Raw genomic sequence first — 16,221 nt, 5'->3', positions numbered from 1 at the left:
CACTGGCGGCTATTCAGGAACTAAAAGAAACGTCAGAGTACGCGCGCAAGGAATGCCTTAGTGCGCGCTTCTTGCGGTGAGGCGAAGAGCTCCTCGGGTGGCCCCTGTTCCAGGATTCGGCCTGCATCAAGAAAACACACCTTATCTGCCAGTTCCCGGGCAAAGCCCATCTCATGCGTGGCAAGCACCATCGTCATACCCTGCTGCCGCAGATCACGTAATACGTCGAGAACCTCGCCCACTAGTTCAGGATCAAGTGCGCTTGTGATCTCGTCAAAGAGCATGATCTGAGGGTCCATTGCCAGCGCTCGGATGATCGCCACGCGTTGCTGTTGCCCACCTGACAGTTGGTCGGGATAATGCTCCATCCGGTCGCTAAGCCCAAAGCGTGAGAAAAGCTGTTCTACCCGGGGGCGCAAATCCTCCCGGCTCAGGCCTCGCACGCGGCGCGGGGCGAGCATGACGTTCTCTGCCGCAGTCATGTGGGGAAAGAGGTTGTAGCTTTGGAAGACAATGCCGATCTCTTGGCGCACCGGCTGTGGGTCTAGCCCCGGTTCGGATATGTCCCTTCCATCCAGCCAGATCGTCCCGTCATCGATGGGCTCCAGCAGATTCATGCAGCGCAAAAGGGTGGACTTGCCCGAGCCCGAAGCGCCGATCAGACACACCATCTCGCCCTCGGCCACATCGAGATCAATGCCCTTGCAAACTTCGTGATCATCGAACCGCTTGCGGATACCCCGTAACGACAACTTCGGCTTCATCTGCGTGCCCGGTTCTGCTTGTTCATCAAGTAATCCGCATATCGCGTCGCGGGAACGGTCAGCGCCAGGAAGATGAGTGCCGCGCCAACATAAGGCGTAAAGTTCGCGTAAAGTGACTTGTAGACTCCGGCCTGACGGAAAATCTCTACCGGACCGATGAAAGACAAAAGTGCCACATCCTTCTGCAGGGCGATGAACAGGTTCATATTGGCGGGCACCACGTTTCGAATGGCTTGCGGCAACACAACAAAGCGCATCGTGTCTTGATCGCTCAGACCCAATGAGACGGCGGCGGAACGCTGCGACTGGTGGATCGAGTCGATGCCAGAGCGAATAACCTCAGCGACATAGGCTGAGTAGACCAATACCAGCGCCAAGGTCCCCCAGATATAGGGGCTGTTCCAAGGTCTTGGCAGGCCCAGCCCGGGCACGCCGAACCCGATGATGTAGATGACAAGAACCACCGGCAGGCCACGAAAGATATCTGTGTAGGCAATCCCAAACAGGCGAAGTGGAAAAAGCGCGGGTGCACGGGTGTCCCTGCAGAGTGCGATAGCGAGGCCGGTGATTGCGATGAGCGGGGCCGACCACGCAAAAATCATCACGTTCAACAGAAATGCATCAAGCAGCCCAGGAAACGTCGCTACAAAAACCCGACCATTGAAGAAGGCACGCTGCACAGCATCCCAACCGGGTGAGAGCGGAACTAGAACGACAATGGCCAGAACCACGCTAATGGTAGAGATTAGCGCGATGCGGTTCGAGCGTCGACGCACTCCGGCTTCATAGACCTCGCGGCGCGTTGGCGCTGCGGCAGACCGCCTGGCCGGTCTGTTCTGCACCGATGTTTCGTCCATTTATTTAATGACCGGAACACCTGTGGCCTCGGCCAGCCACTGGGTCTCAATCGCGGCAAGTTCACCGCTTTCGGTCAGTTCCGAGATAGCAGCGTCGACACACTCCTTTAGCGGGTTGCCCTCTTCCATCAGAAGGCCGAATTGGTCGGGGCTATCTGATTGCTCCGGCGGGAATTGGCCCAGCAGCACACCGCCTTCTACAACCACTGCCGACAGATAGAGTGCAGTGGGTAAATCATAAAGAGCAGCGTCGATCTGACCGGCCATGATTGCAGCATTCACGTCGGCATTGTCGTTATAAAGTAAGGGGTCACTTGCTGGCTGAATCACATCGTTGAGTATTGGAAGCGCAGTGGTGGTGGCCACGGCCCCCCAATTCAATCCCTTGAGACTATCCAGCGTCGCCTCGGCCCCAGCATCGACCACATTTTGGGTTGTCAACACCGCCATGGCAGAGCTGTAGTATGGCAGACTGAAATCAACCATTTCCTCCCGTTCGGGGGTAATAGAGTACTGCTGGATGTTAAAGTCAAAGTTCTTTGCACCCGGTTGTATCGCTTCATCAAAGCTCGTGCGTACCCAAGTGACATTGTCCGAACTGAATCCCATTTTATCAGCGATGGCATAGGCTACCGCAGCTTCGAACCCCTCGCCGCTTTCGGGCGCGTCGTCCATTACCCACGGATAGTAGGCTGGGTTGCCTGTGGCGATGGTCAGAGTTCCTTCTACAAGGGTCTTGTCCGCCGCGCAGGCCCCATGGCCCGCGGCGTGTGCCATCGTCGCAGAGACAATCAAGGCCAGAGCTGTGCTGGAAAGCAGTTTCATCAAAGCGTCTCCCTGTTTTCTGATTGGCGACAGGTTCCTATGGGTGAAGAGATTTGTCTAGTGTGAGGACAAGTTGGACAGGGTGCCTGCGAAACTCGCGCCCGTATATCTTCGCAAATTCGTCAAAAACAAGCTCTCGCCGCTGCTGCGCGCTCTGCCATAGAACGCCGGGGGTTTGATGCCCGCCAAGCGGCTGGCGTTCTACGTAGACGAACCATGTCCACTGAGCGCATATGACTTGATCTGTTCGACCAGGAATGAAAATCCAATACGAAACCAACCTCACGTGGGAAGTGTCAGATGAAAAATCTTGTTCTAGCGTGCTGCTTTGGAACCATTTCCCTAGCGTTCATAGCGTTTCCGTCGGTCGCACAGCCTAGGTTAGGCTGGGCGGATCATACGGTAGCAAGGTGGGCAATGCGGACAAACCTGCCGTTACTCATTGTTCTTTGCTGGACCAATCGTCTTTCCCTCTAGCCTGTTAGCAACGCGATCCTCCGAAAAAGGTGGAGTAGGTCCGGAACTTGGCTCGCCCACAGCAACCCAGCGAGATGCCATGCGCGGATCTTCTTCTGTTCTAATTCTGGGTAAGTCGTCGTGTATGTCGACCCAAGGGATTTGACTTTCGACACCATAGTGAAGCTCAGGCGGAAAATCAGCTGGATTGTCGAGCGTCCCCACACGGATCGAATAGTATCCGATATCTTTGATGTCGGTATAAATGCTCGTCCCGCAATTTTTGCAAAATGCGCGCTCAGAAAGCTTTGAGGAAGCGTACAAACCCGGTTCTTCGCCTTCGAATGTCACATTTTGCTTCTCAAAAATTGCCCATGCATTCAATGGTGAACCAAGAGCCAGCTGACAGTGTCTGCAATGGCAAAAGCCAACTGCAACTGGCTGAGACCAAACCTGGTATCGAGTGGCTCCGCAAAGACATCCACCTGCAGTGATCGGTTCACGTTTTGCAGCTGTGAGGAACGGCCAGCCAATCGGCTTGGTCTCTTCACCTGCAGCCGTCAAAGTCGAACGATAAGCTCGGACAGGCTGAACAATGTTTTTTAACTTTCGATGACCTAGGTCTACAAAGGGATGCTCAATTTTGTCTTTGACCTGATCAAACACGCTGCCCGAGATGCAAAGCTCACCTGGTTTGGCAATTTCTTGAAGGCGTGACGCCTGATTCACGCCGTCCCCAAAAATGTCTTCTCCAATGACAACAATGTCGCCAATGTTTACACCGATGCGAAAAGTTATTTTCAAGTCGTCGGTGAAGCCGGCTTCCCGTTCCGCGATGACTTTTTGGATTTCCAACGAGCAGGCAACCGCATCTGCTGCCGTAGGAAACTCAATCAATAGGCCGTCACCCATTGATTTGACGACACGCCCGTGATGCGCTGCGACCCGGCGCGAAGCGATGCCGTCGAAGCACACTCCGAGCCGCGCAAGAGTTCCCTCTTCATCAATTTGCATGAGACGAGAGTAGCCAACGACATCGACCGAAACGATGGCAGCAAGCTTTCTGATCTTCGGCTTTGGCATTTCGGCAAGTTACGTCAGATTAGAGAAGTCGCATAGTGTGCATCGTTAATTCTAGCGATGAAACGCTTGTAAAGCTGTTTGACCTAGCCATCCAAAAAGCCATGACCGCTTATCGACCCCAAAGTAAAAGAGATCTCCCGACTGCTTTGGGCTCGGTGCGGTCATTCGCCGAAATGTCGCGAGCGACCGCTGTGCGGACAAAGCGGTCTATGGTTCACCAAACAAATCGGTTAACCTTGGGTTTACAGTACACGTTTGTGGAGAGTGAGAAGGATTAGTTGTCTTCACTTCCGGAAGTATAGTGTCTCAATTGGCACCGTTATTGTATGCTGAGCAGGACGTTATGGCTCACGGGCGTCCAGATACCCTCCGGTTTAGCCCTTTTGCGTGTCAGATGGTATCGTCCCAAAATTAGGTTGTTGGTTGCTCGGGTGCATCACCCAAAGCCAGCAGCAAAAGGATAGCCAAAAGGGGTGATCCAACCAGACCGATCAGGAACCAGATCAAACCGGATCGGTTGCGCCGCCCTGCCATCGTGATTGGCAGGATATAAAGCCAGATCACGACAACCAGCAAGATGAGCATAAAAATCAACTGGATAACTGGTGCGTCCATGAAATTTTGCCTTTCGTATCTTGACGCCATTTTTAAAACGGCTGATCCGGTTAGGTAGACGATGGCCCGAAAGCGTTTTCGGGTATTAATTTAGCCCAACATGGGTTCCGGGCGTCCCAACCCTCTCCCTTTGGGTTCCTTGGCTATCAGACAGTGCCGTCCAAATGTTTGGTGTTTTCCGGGTCACAAGGTAGCAAGGTCGGCAAAACGGATAAAGTGGGTGTTCAAGGAGCCTTTTAAAGCGCCTTTTCAATGAACTTTGAAAAAAGCTCACCCTGCGAGTTGATCCTAAGTTTCGCGTAAATGTTGCGTCTGTGGATGCGGACTGTGCCTGGAGAGATGCCGAGAATTGTGCCAACAGCTTCTGCCGAATGGCCCTTCAATGTGAACTCAACGACTTCTCGTTCTCGTGGCGTCAGAACGCCATCGCCAAATGCCTGGAATGCTAGATCGACGCGACGACTAACGCCATTCGCTGCGGCGCCGCGGGCCATCGTTGGAAAGTCACTCCAATGTTTGCAACAGGCTGCCCGAACGAGCGGCCATAGAGCGAGCAAATGACGAATTTCCTTGGCGGAAAAAGGCTTCTCTGCTCGCATGAGCGAGACCACAACCATCCCAGCGCCTGGGATATCGATAAAGTAGCCAATCTCCTCTGCTAACCCAGTCCTTTTGTAATAGCTGCGATAGTATTCGCCCTGATAGAACCTGTCCGGTGCGATATCGCGCATGCGGTACAGACCCGGTGTTATTGGTTTTGTCGCGGCCAAAAAAAATGGATCAAGTACGTAGGGCCCGGCTTGGTAATCCTCAACAAATATACGCCGTTTGCTTTTGGGGAAATCGTCGTGAAGGTCTATTGGTGCTTCGGTTCCGACATGGCCAAACACCACCGTAAAATCAAATGGTGCGACCTGCCGTAAGCCATCTGCCAAAGCACATGGAAACTCTGGGGTTCCGATCTTCTCCACGACCCTGCCGGCCTCTTCCATCCAATCGTACACACGCCGCTCCAGATCTTCGAAAAGAACCTCTATACCCCAATTGTGGTATATACAGTTATTCCGAGTTATTGTTACTTTTTCCTTGTTTGAGTGGTATGCCAACAAATGCCAAAAAATCAAGCAGAAGGAACACGGCAGTATATGAGCTTTGACATGAGCGTCACCATGCAGACGATTGCGGAACTCCGAGGAGTGACCAAGACCTTCGGGAATGTGGTCGCTGCCAAAGACCTGAATCTTTCCATTGGGAAAGGAGAGTTCCTGTCATTTTTGGGCCCATCTGGTTGCGGCAAAACCACTGCGCTTAGAATGTTGGCGGGTTTCGAGAAGCCAACCGAAGGTCAGGTTTTGCTCGATGGAGAAGTCGTCAACGACTTGGATGCGCACCATCGCCCAGTCAATATGGTGTTTCAGCAGTACGCTCTTTTTCCTCACCTGAGCGTGTTCGACAACATCGCGTACGGCCTGCGCCAACAACGACCGCGCGTAGACAAACAAACAATCGCGACAAAGGTTAAGCAGGCGCTGGAAACTGTCCGTCTTGGTGGATTTGGCCCACGTCGCATCTGGGAGATGTCTGGTGGTCAGCAGCAACGCGTCGCTTTGGCGCGTGCGATCGTAAACGAGCCCAAGCTTTTGCTGCTCGATGAGCCAATGGCTGCTCTGGATCGAAAGCTTCGAAAAGAAATGCAGTTTGAACTGCAGAACCTGCAACGACAACTGGGAATAACTTTTGTCCTCGTCACGCACGACCAAGAAGAAGCGCTTTCAATGTCCGACCGAATTTGTGTGATGGAAGGCGGCAGTATTGTGCAGGTAGGCAGCCCACGCGAACTCTATGACATGCCCCGCAGCCGTTACGTGGCTGGATTTGTAGGCACCTCGAATTTCTTTGATGCAACTGTAACAGACTCAGCAGCTGACCAAATCACTGTGCGTTTAGCGAGTGGCCAAAAGGCGCACGGAACTCCGGAGATTCCAATAGATGCAGGGCAGGAAGTGTGCGTTAGTATCCGTCCTGAACAGATCACGCTGACCCGCGCGCTACCCGCAGCTGAAATCGCTCTGCCAGTTACCATTCAAAATCGGATCTTCCTTGGGGAGCACACAGAATACCTTGCGCGCAACGAAGCACTGGGTGATTTCCACGTACTTGTGCCAAGGCAAGCGGAATTGAACGAGGGGACGTTCAATGCAGGAGAGCAGGCCTTTGTTTCATGGGGCGAAGGCGCACTGCTGATCCTGGAAAAATAACAAATCCCGCAATCCAACAACAGAGAGGTTCACGATGACCAAGGATAATGGGACTATTTCCAAGCAGAAGTTCATGGAAGAGCTTCGCCGGTACCAAAAGGGTTCGGTTACACGGCGACATTTCTTAGGCGTGACAGGTCTTGGGATGGCAACGGCCGTTCTAGGCACGGCCATGCCTGGGTTGCGTCCACGCCCGGCATTTGCTGCCGGAGACATTGGCGACCGAGTGATCCTCGCCACATGGCCGAACTACCATGACGAAATGAACTTTGAAGCTTTCACGGAAGCCACTGGCGCCCATGTTCAGGTCAATGTTTTTGGTTCGAACGAAGAGATGTTGGCAAAATTACAGGCTGGAGGGTCTGGCTGGGACGTTTTCGTTCCAACCAACTACACGATCACTACGTATGTGGGTGAAGATCTGATCATTCCGCTCGATACGTCCAAACTGCCAAACTACGACGCAGGTTCATTCGAACAGCGCTTTTCCGATGCCGGTTCTGTCGATGGCCAGCTTTACGCGGTCCCAAAAAACTGGGGCACGACCGGCTTTGCAGTGAATACTAGCAAGCTTGACGGCGCTCCGACTCCAACCACATGGAAAGAGTTCTGGGACCTTACTATGGAAGGTTACTCAGGTCGGACAATGGTGCATGATTACCAACTCACCACCATCGGTAATGCCCTGAAATACTTCGGCTATTCCTTCAACTCGGTCGATGAGAAAGAACTGGCGGATGCAGAGAAATTGTTGCTGGATGCTAAACCGCATCTGTTTGCAATCTCGTCGGATTATCAGCCACCGATGCGTAACGGTGACGCCTGGATGACGATGTGCTGGACAGGTGACGGCAAGCAGATGAATGTCGACATGCCTGAAATCGCCTACGTTCTGGGAACTGAGGGCGGTGAACTCTGGTCCGACTACTACGCTATTCCTAAAGGCGCACCCCATATGGATGCCGCTTATGCCTTGATCGACTTTCTGCTGAACCCGGAAGTTAATGCGAAGGAAGTCCTCGCTCATGGCTATCCATCGGCTGATGCTCGCACCAATGCGTTGCTGCCGAAGGAACTGCTGGAAGATCCGATCCTTTATCCGGCAGCTGACCTTCTGAGTGCGCTCGAGTTCGGCGCGGCGGCTACGCTAACCGATCCAAACCGCGCCGAGTTGCTCGCCCGCTTCAAGTCGGCCTAAGCGGCAAGGCCGCCAATATCGGAAAAGACGAGGACAATATGACCGAACGAGGCAGAAAAGCACTGTTGCTGGCACCGGCAGGAATATGGCTTTTGGTAATGCTTGCCCTTCCTCTGCTGGTCGTCTTCGTCTTTTCCTTTGGCGAACGGGGTGCCGCCGGAGGCTATGTTCCAGCGTTCACGTTGGAACAATATGCCAACCTTCCTGCGCGATGGACGGCGTTTAAGAACACATTGATCCTCGCACCTCTGGGGACTATCGCTGCGTTGGTAATTGCCTATCCGCTCGCCTACTTTCTTGCGGTGCGTTGTTCACCAAAGTGGAGAACTTCGCTGTTGATCCTAGTGATCGTGCCGTTCTGGACATCGATCCTGATCCGGTCATACGCATGGATTTTCATCCTTGGGGGGCGTGGCTTGCCCGCTTTTCTGGAGTCGATCGGCATCGATGATATCCGCCTGATAAATACGCCGTTCGCTGTGCTTGTCGGGATTGTATATGGGTATCTACCTTTGATGGTTTTCCCGATTTTTGTAAGCTTGGACAAACTGGATAAACGCCTTCTGGAAGCATCGGCTGATCTCGGCTCTACCCCATGGCGTACGTTCCGTCAGGTGACACTTCCTCTGTCGGTACCTGGTATCGCAACTGGCTGCATGCTGGTCTTCATCTTGCTGATGGGCGAATTTCTGATCCCAGCGATCTTGGGCGGCGGAAAGGTCTTTTTCGTCGGAAATGCGCTGGTGGACCTGTTCCTGCAGTCTCGGAACTGGGCGTACGGATCGGCGGTCGCAATGACTCTGGTTGTCGTAATGCTTGTCACTGTATCAATTTACATGAAATTCATCTCGCGCCTGGGCGGCCAGCGCGAAGATGTCTCGCTGATGTGAGGGTCCGATGCGCTTATACGCGATCTGCGTCTACCTTTTTCTATATATTCCAATCGGCATCATCGCGCTTTTCAGCTTCAATGCCGGACGACACGCAAGCCAGTTCATGGGGTTCTCGACCCAATGGTATGGCAAAGCGCTTAACAACCCATTTGTTATGGACGCGCTCGAGACCAGTCTGCTTGCGGCATTCATAACTGCTTGCCTCGCATCCACACTCGGAACCATGGCGGCCATCGCTTTACAAGGGGTTAAGGGATGGCTCCGAACTTTGTTCGATGCGATGATTTATATTGCGATTATGATACCCGGTATCGTCATCGGCATCGCGACACTCATTGCCCTGGTCACCGTATTCGGCTGGCTAAACCCGCTTCTTGCAAGCCTATGGCCCGATGGAGCAAATCCCCCGCAACTTTCCATGGGGATGCCCACGCTTGTCGCCGCGCACACCATGTTCACGATGGCGCTGGTCATAATCATCGTACGTGCAAGGCTATCGGGTATGGACCGTGCCCTCATGGAAGCTTCGGCTGACCTCTTTGCGACGCCTTGGGGCACCTTTCGGCAGGTGACGCTGCCGTTGATAGCACCGGCAATTTTGGCGGGCTTCCTGCTCAGCTTCACTTTCTCATTTGATGATTTCATCATCGCGTTCTTCGTAGCCGGCTCAGAAACAACCCTGCCAATCTACATATTCTCATCCATCCGGCGCGGCGTAACGCCCGAGATCAATGCCATCGGCACTATGGTTATGGGCGCGTCGCTCTTGTTGCTCGTTGCAGCGCAACTGCTTTTGCGCCGAGGCGCCTCAAAATCGAATAGTTAAATAAAGGAGCCAAGTGACATGCGGCTTGCAGGTAAAGTCGCGCTCGTGACGGGCGCGGGATCAGGAATTGGTCGGGCGGGTTCAATGGCAATGGCACAAGAAGGCGCGCATGTCATGGTAACGGATCGCGATGTAACACTTGCTGAAGCCACTGTGGCCGAGATCGTTGCGCAGGGGAATCAAGCGTCTGCCAAACAGCTTGATGTAACCGATGACGATGCCCTTACCAAAACCATAGACGAAGCAGTTAAAACCTTCGGTCGGCTTGACGTCTTGCACTCTCACGCTGGGTTGCAGATCGAAGGAACGCTGGAAGAAGTGGAACCAGATGGAATGGATGCTTCTTGGGCATTGAATGTCCGCGCTCACTTCATTGCAGCGCGTGCAGCCGTCCCTCATATGAAATCATTGGGTGGAGGCAGTGTGATCGTCACGGCCTCCAATTCTGGGGTTCAATACGACCGGGGTATGATCGCCTATGCGACTACAAAGCACGCAGCTGTTGCGATGGTCCGGCAGATGGCAGCCGACTACGCTATCCATGCAATCCGTTTCAATGCCCTTTGTCCAGGATTTGTAGACACCCCCTTCAATGCAGGCTTCGAAAATCAGATGGGTGGCCGTGCCAAACTGGAAAGCTACATCGAGCAGGCGATCCCTATGAGTCGGTGGGCGACAGTTGAAGAGATTGGCCATGGGATTGTCTATTTAGCTTCGGATGAATCCGCTTTTATGACGGGACAAGCCTTGGTTATCGATGGCGGTGAATGCATTTAGTGATGGGCTAGACCGCTAAAGAGAATGTCTATCGCCGCATTTCATTTTTTGCGAGCCCATTTCAGTCCGCTTTGGGCTCGAAGCAGTCACTCTCTGCGGTCTGTCTGAACGACTGCTCGAGCGGACAAAATGGCCATTCGCGTTCACTGCCGTGAGGTCCGGTTGCTGCCCGAAGCGGACCTCACGATGACGCCTGCTTTATCAAGCCAGGTTCCAATGGTCCCTACAGATTGCACCTGAAATCTCATTTACATTGAGTACATTGAATAATGTTCCATCCTGGAACCACTATCCGGAAGATTTGCTTGTGAGATACCACGAGCAATTTGAGTTGCTTCGTCAGCACATTTTTTTGATCCATTCTCTACACGAGCTGGCTGCGACCTATAAGATATGCAAGCGAACCTGAACAAATGAGAGTGCTCTTGAATCGACCAGAGCCGGTAACCGCAAGTCGTCATCGAGTGTTGGCCAGCGATTTGGCCTTTTCGTACTCGTCCAGCAAAGGTTGCATCATTTTGGGATCATACATCACCTTTTCCAGCCACCGTCGGAGCGGAAAGGTCTCACCTTCGGCGATCATGGCGGCGAGGCTTTCGAGAATTTCCGTTTCTTGGTCGATTTTCCCGATCGCTGCATTTCCAGCGGCTTGGTATACCATCATGTGAGGACCGAACGGCCCTTCGAGATCCAGGTTTTCCTGCAGTGTGGCCAGACTCTCTGGATAGTTTCCAGCGTGGAATTGAGAAACGCCCAGAATGTTCCTATAGGGTCGTCGAATGCTGAGGGGATCCAGGCTTAACGCGCGCTGCAACGGTGTTATTGCCTGCTCTGGCTTGCCTGCGTACAGAAGGAACATGCCCAAATAACCATGAGCCAAACTTGAGCTTGGCTCTTGCTCGACTGCGCGTTCACCGAAATCAATTGCGGGTTGCGGATTGCCCATCAAGATTTCGAGAATACCCAAGGTCAAAAGTGCACGAACATTTGCCTGATCCTTTTCCAACGCGCTTTCAGCGTATTGTTTGATCAGACCCCGCGTTTCATCCGTGTTTGCAGCAAGTCCAAACCAAGTTCTGTGTGCTTCCGCAAAGGCCAGACCGGCATAACCGTGCGGGGCGTCTGGTTCCAACCGCACCACACGCTGCAACAAGGTGTGTGCCGCGTCAAAACGCGATGGGTCGCTTGGCGGGTGAATGATGTCCAACGCCTGCTGGTACAGGATCCGGGCATCCCGGCGGGTCCACCGCGCATCCTCCATTCTCGAAGTCAGTTCGGGGAACAATTCGATAGAAAAGGTCGAACTGATCTCGCGCGAAATCTCGGTCTGAGTTTCGAACCGGTCTGTCGTTTTATAGTCGAACCGTTTGGCCCAAATTTCGCCCCGGCTGTCTACGTCAACGAGGCCGATGTTTAGCCGATAGCCATCCGTCATGGTCTGCAGGCTGCCCCTTAGAACATGGGTCGCACCCAGCTTGCGCCCCTCGTCGATCAGATCGATGGCTCCGTCGGACAGTTCGGCTGTCGATGCGTACGAGATCACGCGCAAGCCCTGCACCCGCGCCAGATCTGTTGTAATGTCCTCGGCGATGCCACGGGCCGCTACGGATGTAACAGCGCTGTTTCCCAATGGATTGAACGGCATCACGGCAACGACAGGTAAATCCCCCCAAAGGTCGTTGTCCGTGGTCGCCTGATCGGTAGACAGGCTTTCAGTTTCGAAACTTTGGAACAGCATGAAAGCTGTCACGGCCATCAACAGCGTCAACAAAAGCAACACGACCCAGTTCGGAGCCCGCCAGCCGCTTCTGCCGCGCCGGCCTGTCCGATCTGGCTTATCGGAAGGCGCCGAAGTTTCATCCCGAAATTCGAACGACGGCACATAAGACCCTTTGGGAATGGTAATCACCAAGGGATCGTTGCTTCCATCTGTCAGGTAATAGTGTTCCAACTCACGCCGCAAGCGTCGCGCTTCAAGGCGTACAACCGGATCTGAGGTCGCGTCGAAATCCTCGGATCGGCCCAGAACGGAAACGCCAATCGAATACCCTTTCACCCGGTCAGCGCGCCCGGCCAGTGTTTCATCAACGATGTATTTGAGGAACGCGCGTCGGCGTTCATTCGCACCAAACTGAGAACTCTCAAACATACGGTCGAGCTGTTCGTCTATGGTCGCCTGTTCCAGAGGCGGCGCTGACTTCCGCTCGGATAGCTGACTTTCCATCGCAGTATCTGTCGGCTGTGTTCGTTCCATCCAAACTAACTAAACGATACCCGGGTTATTCGGACCACGTCCAGTATTACATTCATACAAAAGAATTTTTAAGGTTCAGAACACGTTCGGAACATGTTCGTTACCCCAGTCCACAGTCCTCGGATGTTAATTTGGTGTCTCCAGGGAGTGTCTGGGCAGACAGACCGTGGAAACAGATTCTCACTGACGGCCAATGGCCTTTGACGGGGGGGGAGCAAGTGGAAAACTTTCTTGCTGCCGGATGTTTCGAATTGGTGAAAAAATCGCCCAGCGATGAATTCACAATCGTGTCTTTGTCGCGGAGTGATCCAAAATTTCAGGCGATTTGCCGCGACTTCGGCGAGGCAGTGACCGCCTTTCACAGCTTTCAAGCTGAAGGAGAAAACGGGCGAGCCCGCGCGACCGAATACAATCAGATCTGCGAAGAACTGAGGCTCGAACTGATGGAATACGTAAGCTTGGCCAAGGTCCGACCCAAGGCACAAGACCACAACTGAAGCGGCACGACTGTCGCCCGAACAGACAGCTTGTCCGACGCCGTGACCTGAATTCCAACAAGCAAGGAGACGGGAATGACTAAACGAACCTGCCAGACGCTATTCTTCGTATGTCCAATGGTTCTCGGCTTCATGTCCATCGCACAGGCGCAAGACGATGATGGCCAGGAGTGCAAGGCATTGTTCGTGCACAATGCCGGTTCAGTGTCGATGACCGCTGACACGATCACGATGACAGATGTCAGCCCAATCGTCACTTTCTTTTGCGACAGGCCGGTGCGGTATGCGGGTGTGCAAAGCATACAGGGCTTTCTGGACATGGTGTCCGAAGGCGACGACAGCTTTGCTGTGGACCCGCCCAACGCCATACTGACCATCGTTGCGGATGGTGAACCGCCCGTTGATGTGGTCGTGGAGTTGTCGCAACGGCCAATGAACGATCAGGGAACGATGACCTATCCCGGCGTCAAGGTCATCAAGGGTGAAATACCACAAGCCACAGGCCCGGGCACGTTGTTCATCGACCATTTCGGTCGACCAATGTCGCCGGGATCGGTGGCAGGCGTGCATCGCCGGCACGACCGCCGCGAGGTTCGTCACTGTGCCGCCGACAACCCCGATAATCCGAACGATCTTTGCAACTGCGGGCCCGGCCTCGTCTGCAATTGAGACACGAAGGGCACATCAAGAATTCTGAAAGGAGGCCTGCATCAGGGGATCCGATTCCTCTGATCATAAGCAAAACATCAAAAGCTAGGGAGGAAGTTATGTTTTCAATTCTTGGCAACTACCCGCGAAAACTGGTCCGGGGAACCGCCGTCGCATTCGCAGCTAGCGCCGCGTTGTGTACCGCTGCCTGGTCTCAGTCCTATGAGGAAAATCTTGCTGCGGGCGCCGCCGAAACGGAACAAAATTATCTGAACGTTCCTTTCGTAAAACCCGAAGATTTCAAAACTCCCTATACGAGTCCGGCCTACTGGCCGACCAATTACCCGCGTGGCCCGATTGACCGGTCGCCAGCGGATTCCTCAACCAAAGTGATCACCCTTGGAACGGGCGACCCGCCACCCAATCCCTACCGTTTTGGTCCTGCTCACGCGGTGATCATAAACGGGTTTCCATATTTTGTTGACGCCGGCGAAGGCTGGTTCAGGTCACTTGGGAAGGCCGTCCTTTCTCAGGGCGCAATGGATCTGGCAACCGTTTTTGATCTACAGAACATCAAGTATATGTTTCTGACCCATCTGCACGAAGATCACACGGTGGGATTGCCATCCTTCATATCGGGCCCGTTCAAGTTTGGCCCCGGCCCCGACAAGAAGATATATGGACCCGAGGGCGTTGACGAGATGATTGCCAATATCAACGCGGCTTGGCGGCTCGACAGGAACGAAATGTTCCAGGGCTCGACGACCCAAAAGGCCGACGGAGCAACCGCAATCGGCGTGCCGGTCTGGTCATCGACCGATCCCAAAGGGCGGCTAATTTACGAGGACGACAACGTAACGGTCGAAGCATTCCCAACAGAGCACGGTTTTCTTCATCATACCTATGCTTATCGGTTTACGGCCAAGTCGGACGGGCGCGTTGTCGCGTTTGGCGGCGACGGGCACTACTCTGAAGGTCTTGTCAACGCGGCAAAAGACGCTGACGTTCTGGTCATTGAAAGCATAACGAGAAAGAACATCATGTTTGTGGTCTGGGGTGGTGACACGGAAGACGAAAAAGTGAAGATTATTGGTGCCTACCACATGTTTCCAGAAGACATGAAAAAGGTTCAGGACGACAGTGGTGTCAAACAGATCGTCATGACGCACGTCCAAAACTATAACGACCCCGAGCATTTCGACCGTCTGAGTGTACTGAAGGAAATGCAGGATGCTGGCGTCACGAACATCCTTATGGCCGAAGATGGCGACATCTACTGAACGGACGGCCAGCCTAAAGGGAAAGCCCTGCCGGGCTTTTCCGCCAAAAGCACCAAAATGCAGCCTTTGATCACAGACGTGATCTGTGCATCCGGCAATGTTCCAAGGCTCCGCGCAACAACCGTATGTCAATCATCTAATAGAAGTGATGAAATACGTGGCGGATGCCACTCAAGGGCGTGACGTTGAACTACTTATGGCGTCACTTCTACACGATGTTTTGGAAGACACGCCCATTACTTTTGAAGAACTCCAGCAACTGTTTGGAAGCAGGGTGGCGAAAGTTGTCAACGATAACACAGACACCATGGAGCTCTCCAAGGATGAGAGGCGAGCCCGACGAAAAATAAAAATGTCAGAAAATACATCTGAAGCACGCTTGATCAAGTTGGCTGACTTGACTTCAAACTTGAGAGCAATATCAGCTTCGCCGCCCGCAGGCTGGACAAACGCAAAGCGGCTTAGCTACGCTAATGATTGTTTGAACCTCGTGAATATTGCTCGTGGAACAAACGCAAAATTAGAAGCCGCGTTTGACGAGGTGCTTTCCGGCCTTCAAAATCACTTATCAACCAGTACTAGCGTGTCCCAAGAGCCTGAGTGTTCATTGGACTTTGTCGTCGGTCAAAGTGTATTTTTGGTTCATGTCCCAAACACCCATATAGAGCCTGTTCCGGATAAATGGGTAGATATGCTTTTTCGGATCACTGAGACTGATTTTCCCTCTGTGTCAGTACGAAGATGGGATTCTATGTTCGATGGGGTGAGGCGAGAAACACTTGTACTACGCCTCCGTAGCGATTCCTCTGATGATATCGTTGCTTTGGGGCAGCGTATCGCAAGGACATTTAATCAAAGCTTTGTAGGTATAGAGACAGATTCAAAGTACATCCGAGTCTACAATGATGACACTGGCTAGGTTCCCAAAAGGCCCTAATTTTGGCGAAAATAGCGGCTGGCCCTCTGTCCGATAGTAAAAAGCTACCTGTC

The 16,221-nt window shown here is 53.1% G+C and carries 16 protein-coding genes; 9 read left to right on the top strand and 7 right to left on the bottom strand.

Features of this window, described 5'->3' with window-relative positions; genetic code table 11:
- Positions 1–32 precede the first annotated feature (32 nt).
- The 6 genes from ACR0LH_RS20480 to ACR0LH_RS20455 form a co-directional block, all read right to left on the bottom strand.
- A complete protein-coding gene (locus tag ACR0LH_RS20480) occupies positions 33–764 on the bottom strand; it encodes an amino acid ABC transporter ATP-binding protein (protein ID WP_480722265.1) in 732 nt (243 codons plus the stop codon).
- Positions 761–1,621: an amino acid ABC transporter permease gene (locus ACR0LH_RS20475; RefSeq protein WP_170355771.1), complete on the bottom strand. Its 861-nt coding sequence runs from the start codon at positions 1,619–1,621 to the stop codon at positions 761–763. Before ACR0LH_RS20475 ends, ACR0LH_RS20480 begins: the two co-directional genes overlap by 4 nt.
- Entirely contained in the window at positions 1,622–2,446 is an 825-nt protein-coding gene (locus ACR0LH_RS20470) for an ABC transporter substrate-binding protein (RefSeq protein ID WP_480722264.1), read from the bottom strand.
- A gap of 435 nt (positions 2,447–2,881) precedes the next feature.
- Positions 2,882–3,985 carry a GFA family protein gene (locus ACR0LH_RS20465; protein WP_480722263.1) on the bottom strand — a complete coding sequence of 368 codons (1,104 nt, stop codon included), beginning with the start codon at positions 3,983–3,985 and terminating at the stop codon, positions 2,882–2,884.
- Between the two features lie 411 nt (positions 3,986–4,396).
- Positions 4,397–4,600, bottom strand: a complete 204-nt coding sequence (locus tag ACR0LH_RS20460; protein ID WP_058283652.1) for a hypothetical protein — start codon at positions 4,598–4,600, stop codon at positions 4,397–4,399.
- Positions 4,601–4,836: 236 nt separating this feature from the next.
- Complete coding sequence (locus ACR0LH_RS20455) at positions 4,837–5,604, bottom strand: helix-turn-helix transcriptional regulator (protein WP_480722261.1); 768 nt, start codon at positions 5,602–5,604, stop codon at positions 4,837–4,839.
- A gap of 153 nt (positions 5,605–5,757) precedes the next feature.
- Here ACR0LH_RS20455 and ACR0LH_RS20450 point away from each other — a divergent pair, with 153 nt between their 5' ends.
- From ACR0LH_RS20450 to ACR0LH_RS20430, 5 genes are read left to right on the top strand one after another with little or no spacing between them, the layout of a single operon-like run.
- Positions 5,758–6,858 (top strand): ABC transporter ATP-binding protein, encoded by a 1,101-nt coding sequence (locus ACR0LH_RS20450; protein ID WP_480722260.1) that lies wholly within the window; start codon positions 5,758–5,760, stop codon positions 6,856–6,858.
- Between the two features lie 34 nt (positions 6,859–6,892).
- Positions 6,893–8,056 carry an ABC transporter substrate-binding protein gene (locus tag ACR0LH_RS20445; protein WP_480722259.1) on the top strand — a complete coding sequence of 388 codons (1,164 nt, stop codon included), beginning with the start codon at positions 6,893–6,895 and terminating at the stop codon, positions 8,054–8,056.
- A gap of 38 nt (positions 8,057–8,094) precedes the next feature.
- Positions 8,095–8,946, top strand: a complete 852-nt coding sequence (locus ACR0LH_RS20440; protein ID WP_480722258.1) for an ABC transporter permease — start codon at positions 8,095–8,097, stop codon at positions 8,944–8,946.
- Positions 8,947–8,953: 7 nt separating this feature from the next.
- Positions 8,954–9,775 carry an ABC transporter permease gene (locus ACR0LH_RS20435; RefSeq protein ID WP_170355768.1) on the top strand — a complete coding sequence of 274 codons (822 nt, stop codon included), beginning with the start codon at positions 8,954–8,956 and terminating at the stop codon, positions 9,773–9,775.
- An 18-nt stretch (positions 9,776–9,793) separates the two neighbouring features.
- Positions 9,794–10,552 (top strand): SDR family NAD(P)-dependent oxidoreductase, encoded by a 759-nt coding sequence (locus tag ACR0LH_RS20430; protein WP_480722257.1) that lies wholly within the window; start codon positions 9,794–9,796, stop codon positions 10,550–10,552.
- A 457-nt stretch (positions 10,553–11,009) separates the two neighbouring features.
- Here the strand turns inward: ACR0LH_RS20430 and ACR0LH_RS20425 are convergent, their stop codons facing one another.
- A complete protein-coding gene (locus ACR0LH_RS20425) occupies positions 11,010–12,806 on the bottom strand; it encodes a tetratricopeptide repeat protein (RefSeq protein ID WP_480722256.1) in 1,797 nt (598 codons plus the stop codon).
- Positions 12,807–13,024: 218 nt separating this feature from the next.
- Between ACR0LH_RS20425 and ACR0LH_RS20420 the strand changes: the two genes are divergently transcribed.
- The 4 genes from ACR0LH_RS20420 to ACR0LH_RS20405 all read left to right on the top strand — a co-directional run bounded on the left by ACR0LH_RS20420 (position 13,025) and on the right by ACR0LH_RS20405 (position 16,150).
- Positions 13,025–13,303 (top strand): hypothetical protein, encoded by a 279-nt coding sequence (locus tag ACR0LH_RS20420; RefSeq protein ID WP_480722255.1) that lies wholly within the window; start codon positions 13,025–13,027, stop codon positions 13,301–13,303.
- Between the two features lie 75 nt (positions 13,304–13,378).
- Positions 13,379–13,972: a hypothetical protein gene (locus tag ACR0LH_RS20415; RefSeq protein ID WP_480722254.1), complete on the top strand. Its 594-nt coding sequence runs from the start codon at positions 13,379–13,381 to the stop codon at positions 13,970–13,972.
- Between the two features lie 98 nt (positions 13,973–14,070).
- Positions 14,071–15,231, top strand: coding sequence for an MBL fold metallo-hydrolase (locus ACR0LH_RS20410; RefSeq protein ID WP_170486630.1), 1,161 nt, complete (start codon positions 14,071–14,073; stop codon positions 15,229–15,231).
- 97 nt (positions 15,232–15,328) lie between these two features.
- The gene (locus tag ACR0LH_RS20405) at positions 15,329–16,150 is read left to right on the top strand and encodes an HD domain-containing protein (RefSeq protein ID WP_480722253.1); all 822 of its coding nucleotides are present in this window, start codon (positions 15,329–15,331) and stop codon (positions 16,148–16,150) included.
- The last annotated feature ends 71 nt before the right edge of the window (positions 16,151–16,221 follow it).

This window comes from Ruegeria sp. CL6 (assembly GCF_056536465.1).
This window is presented reverse-complemented; position numbering and strand designations above follow the sequence as displayed.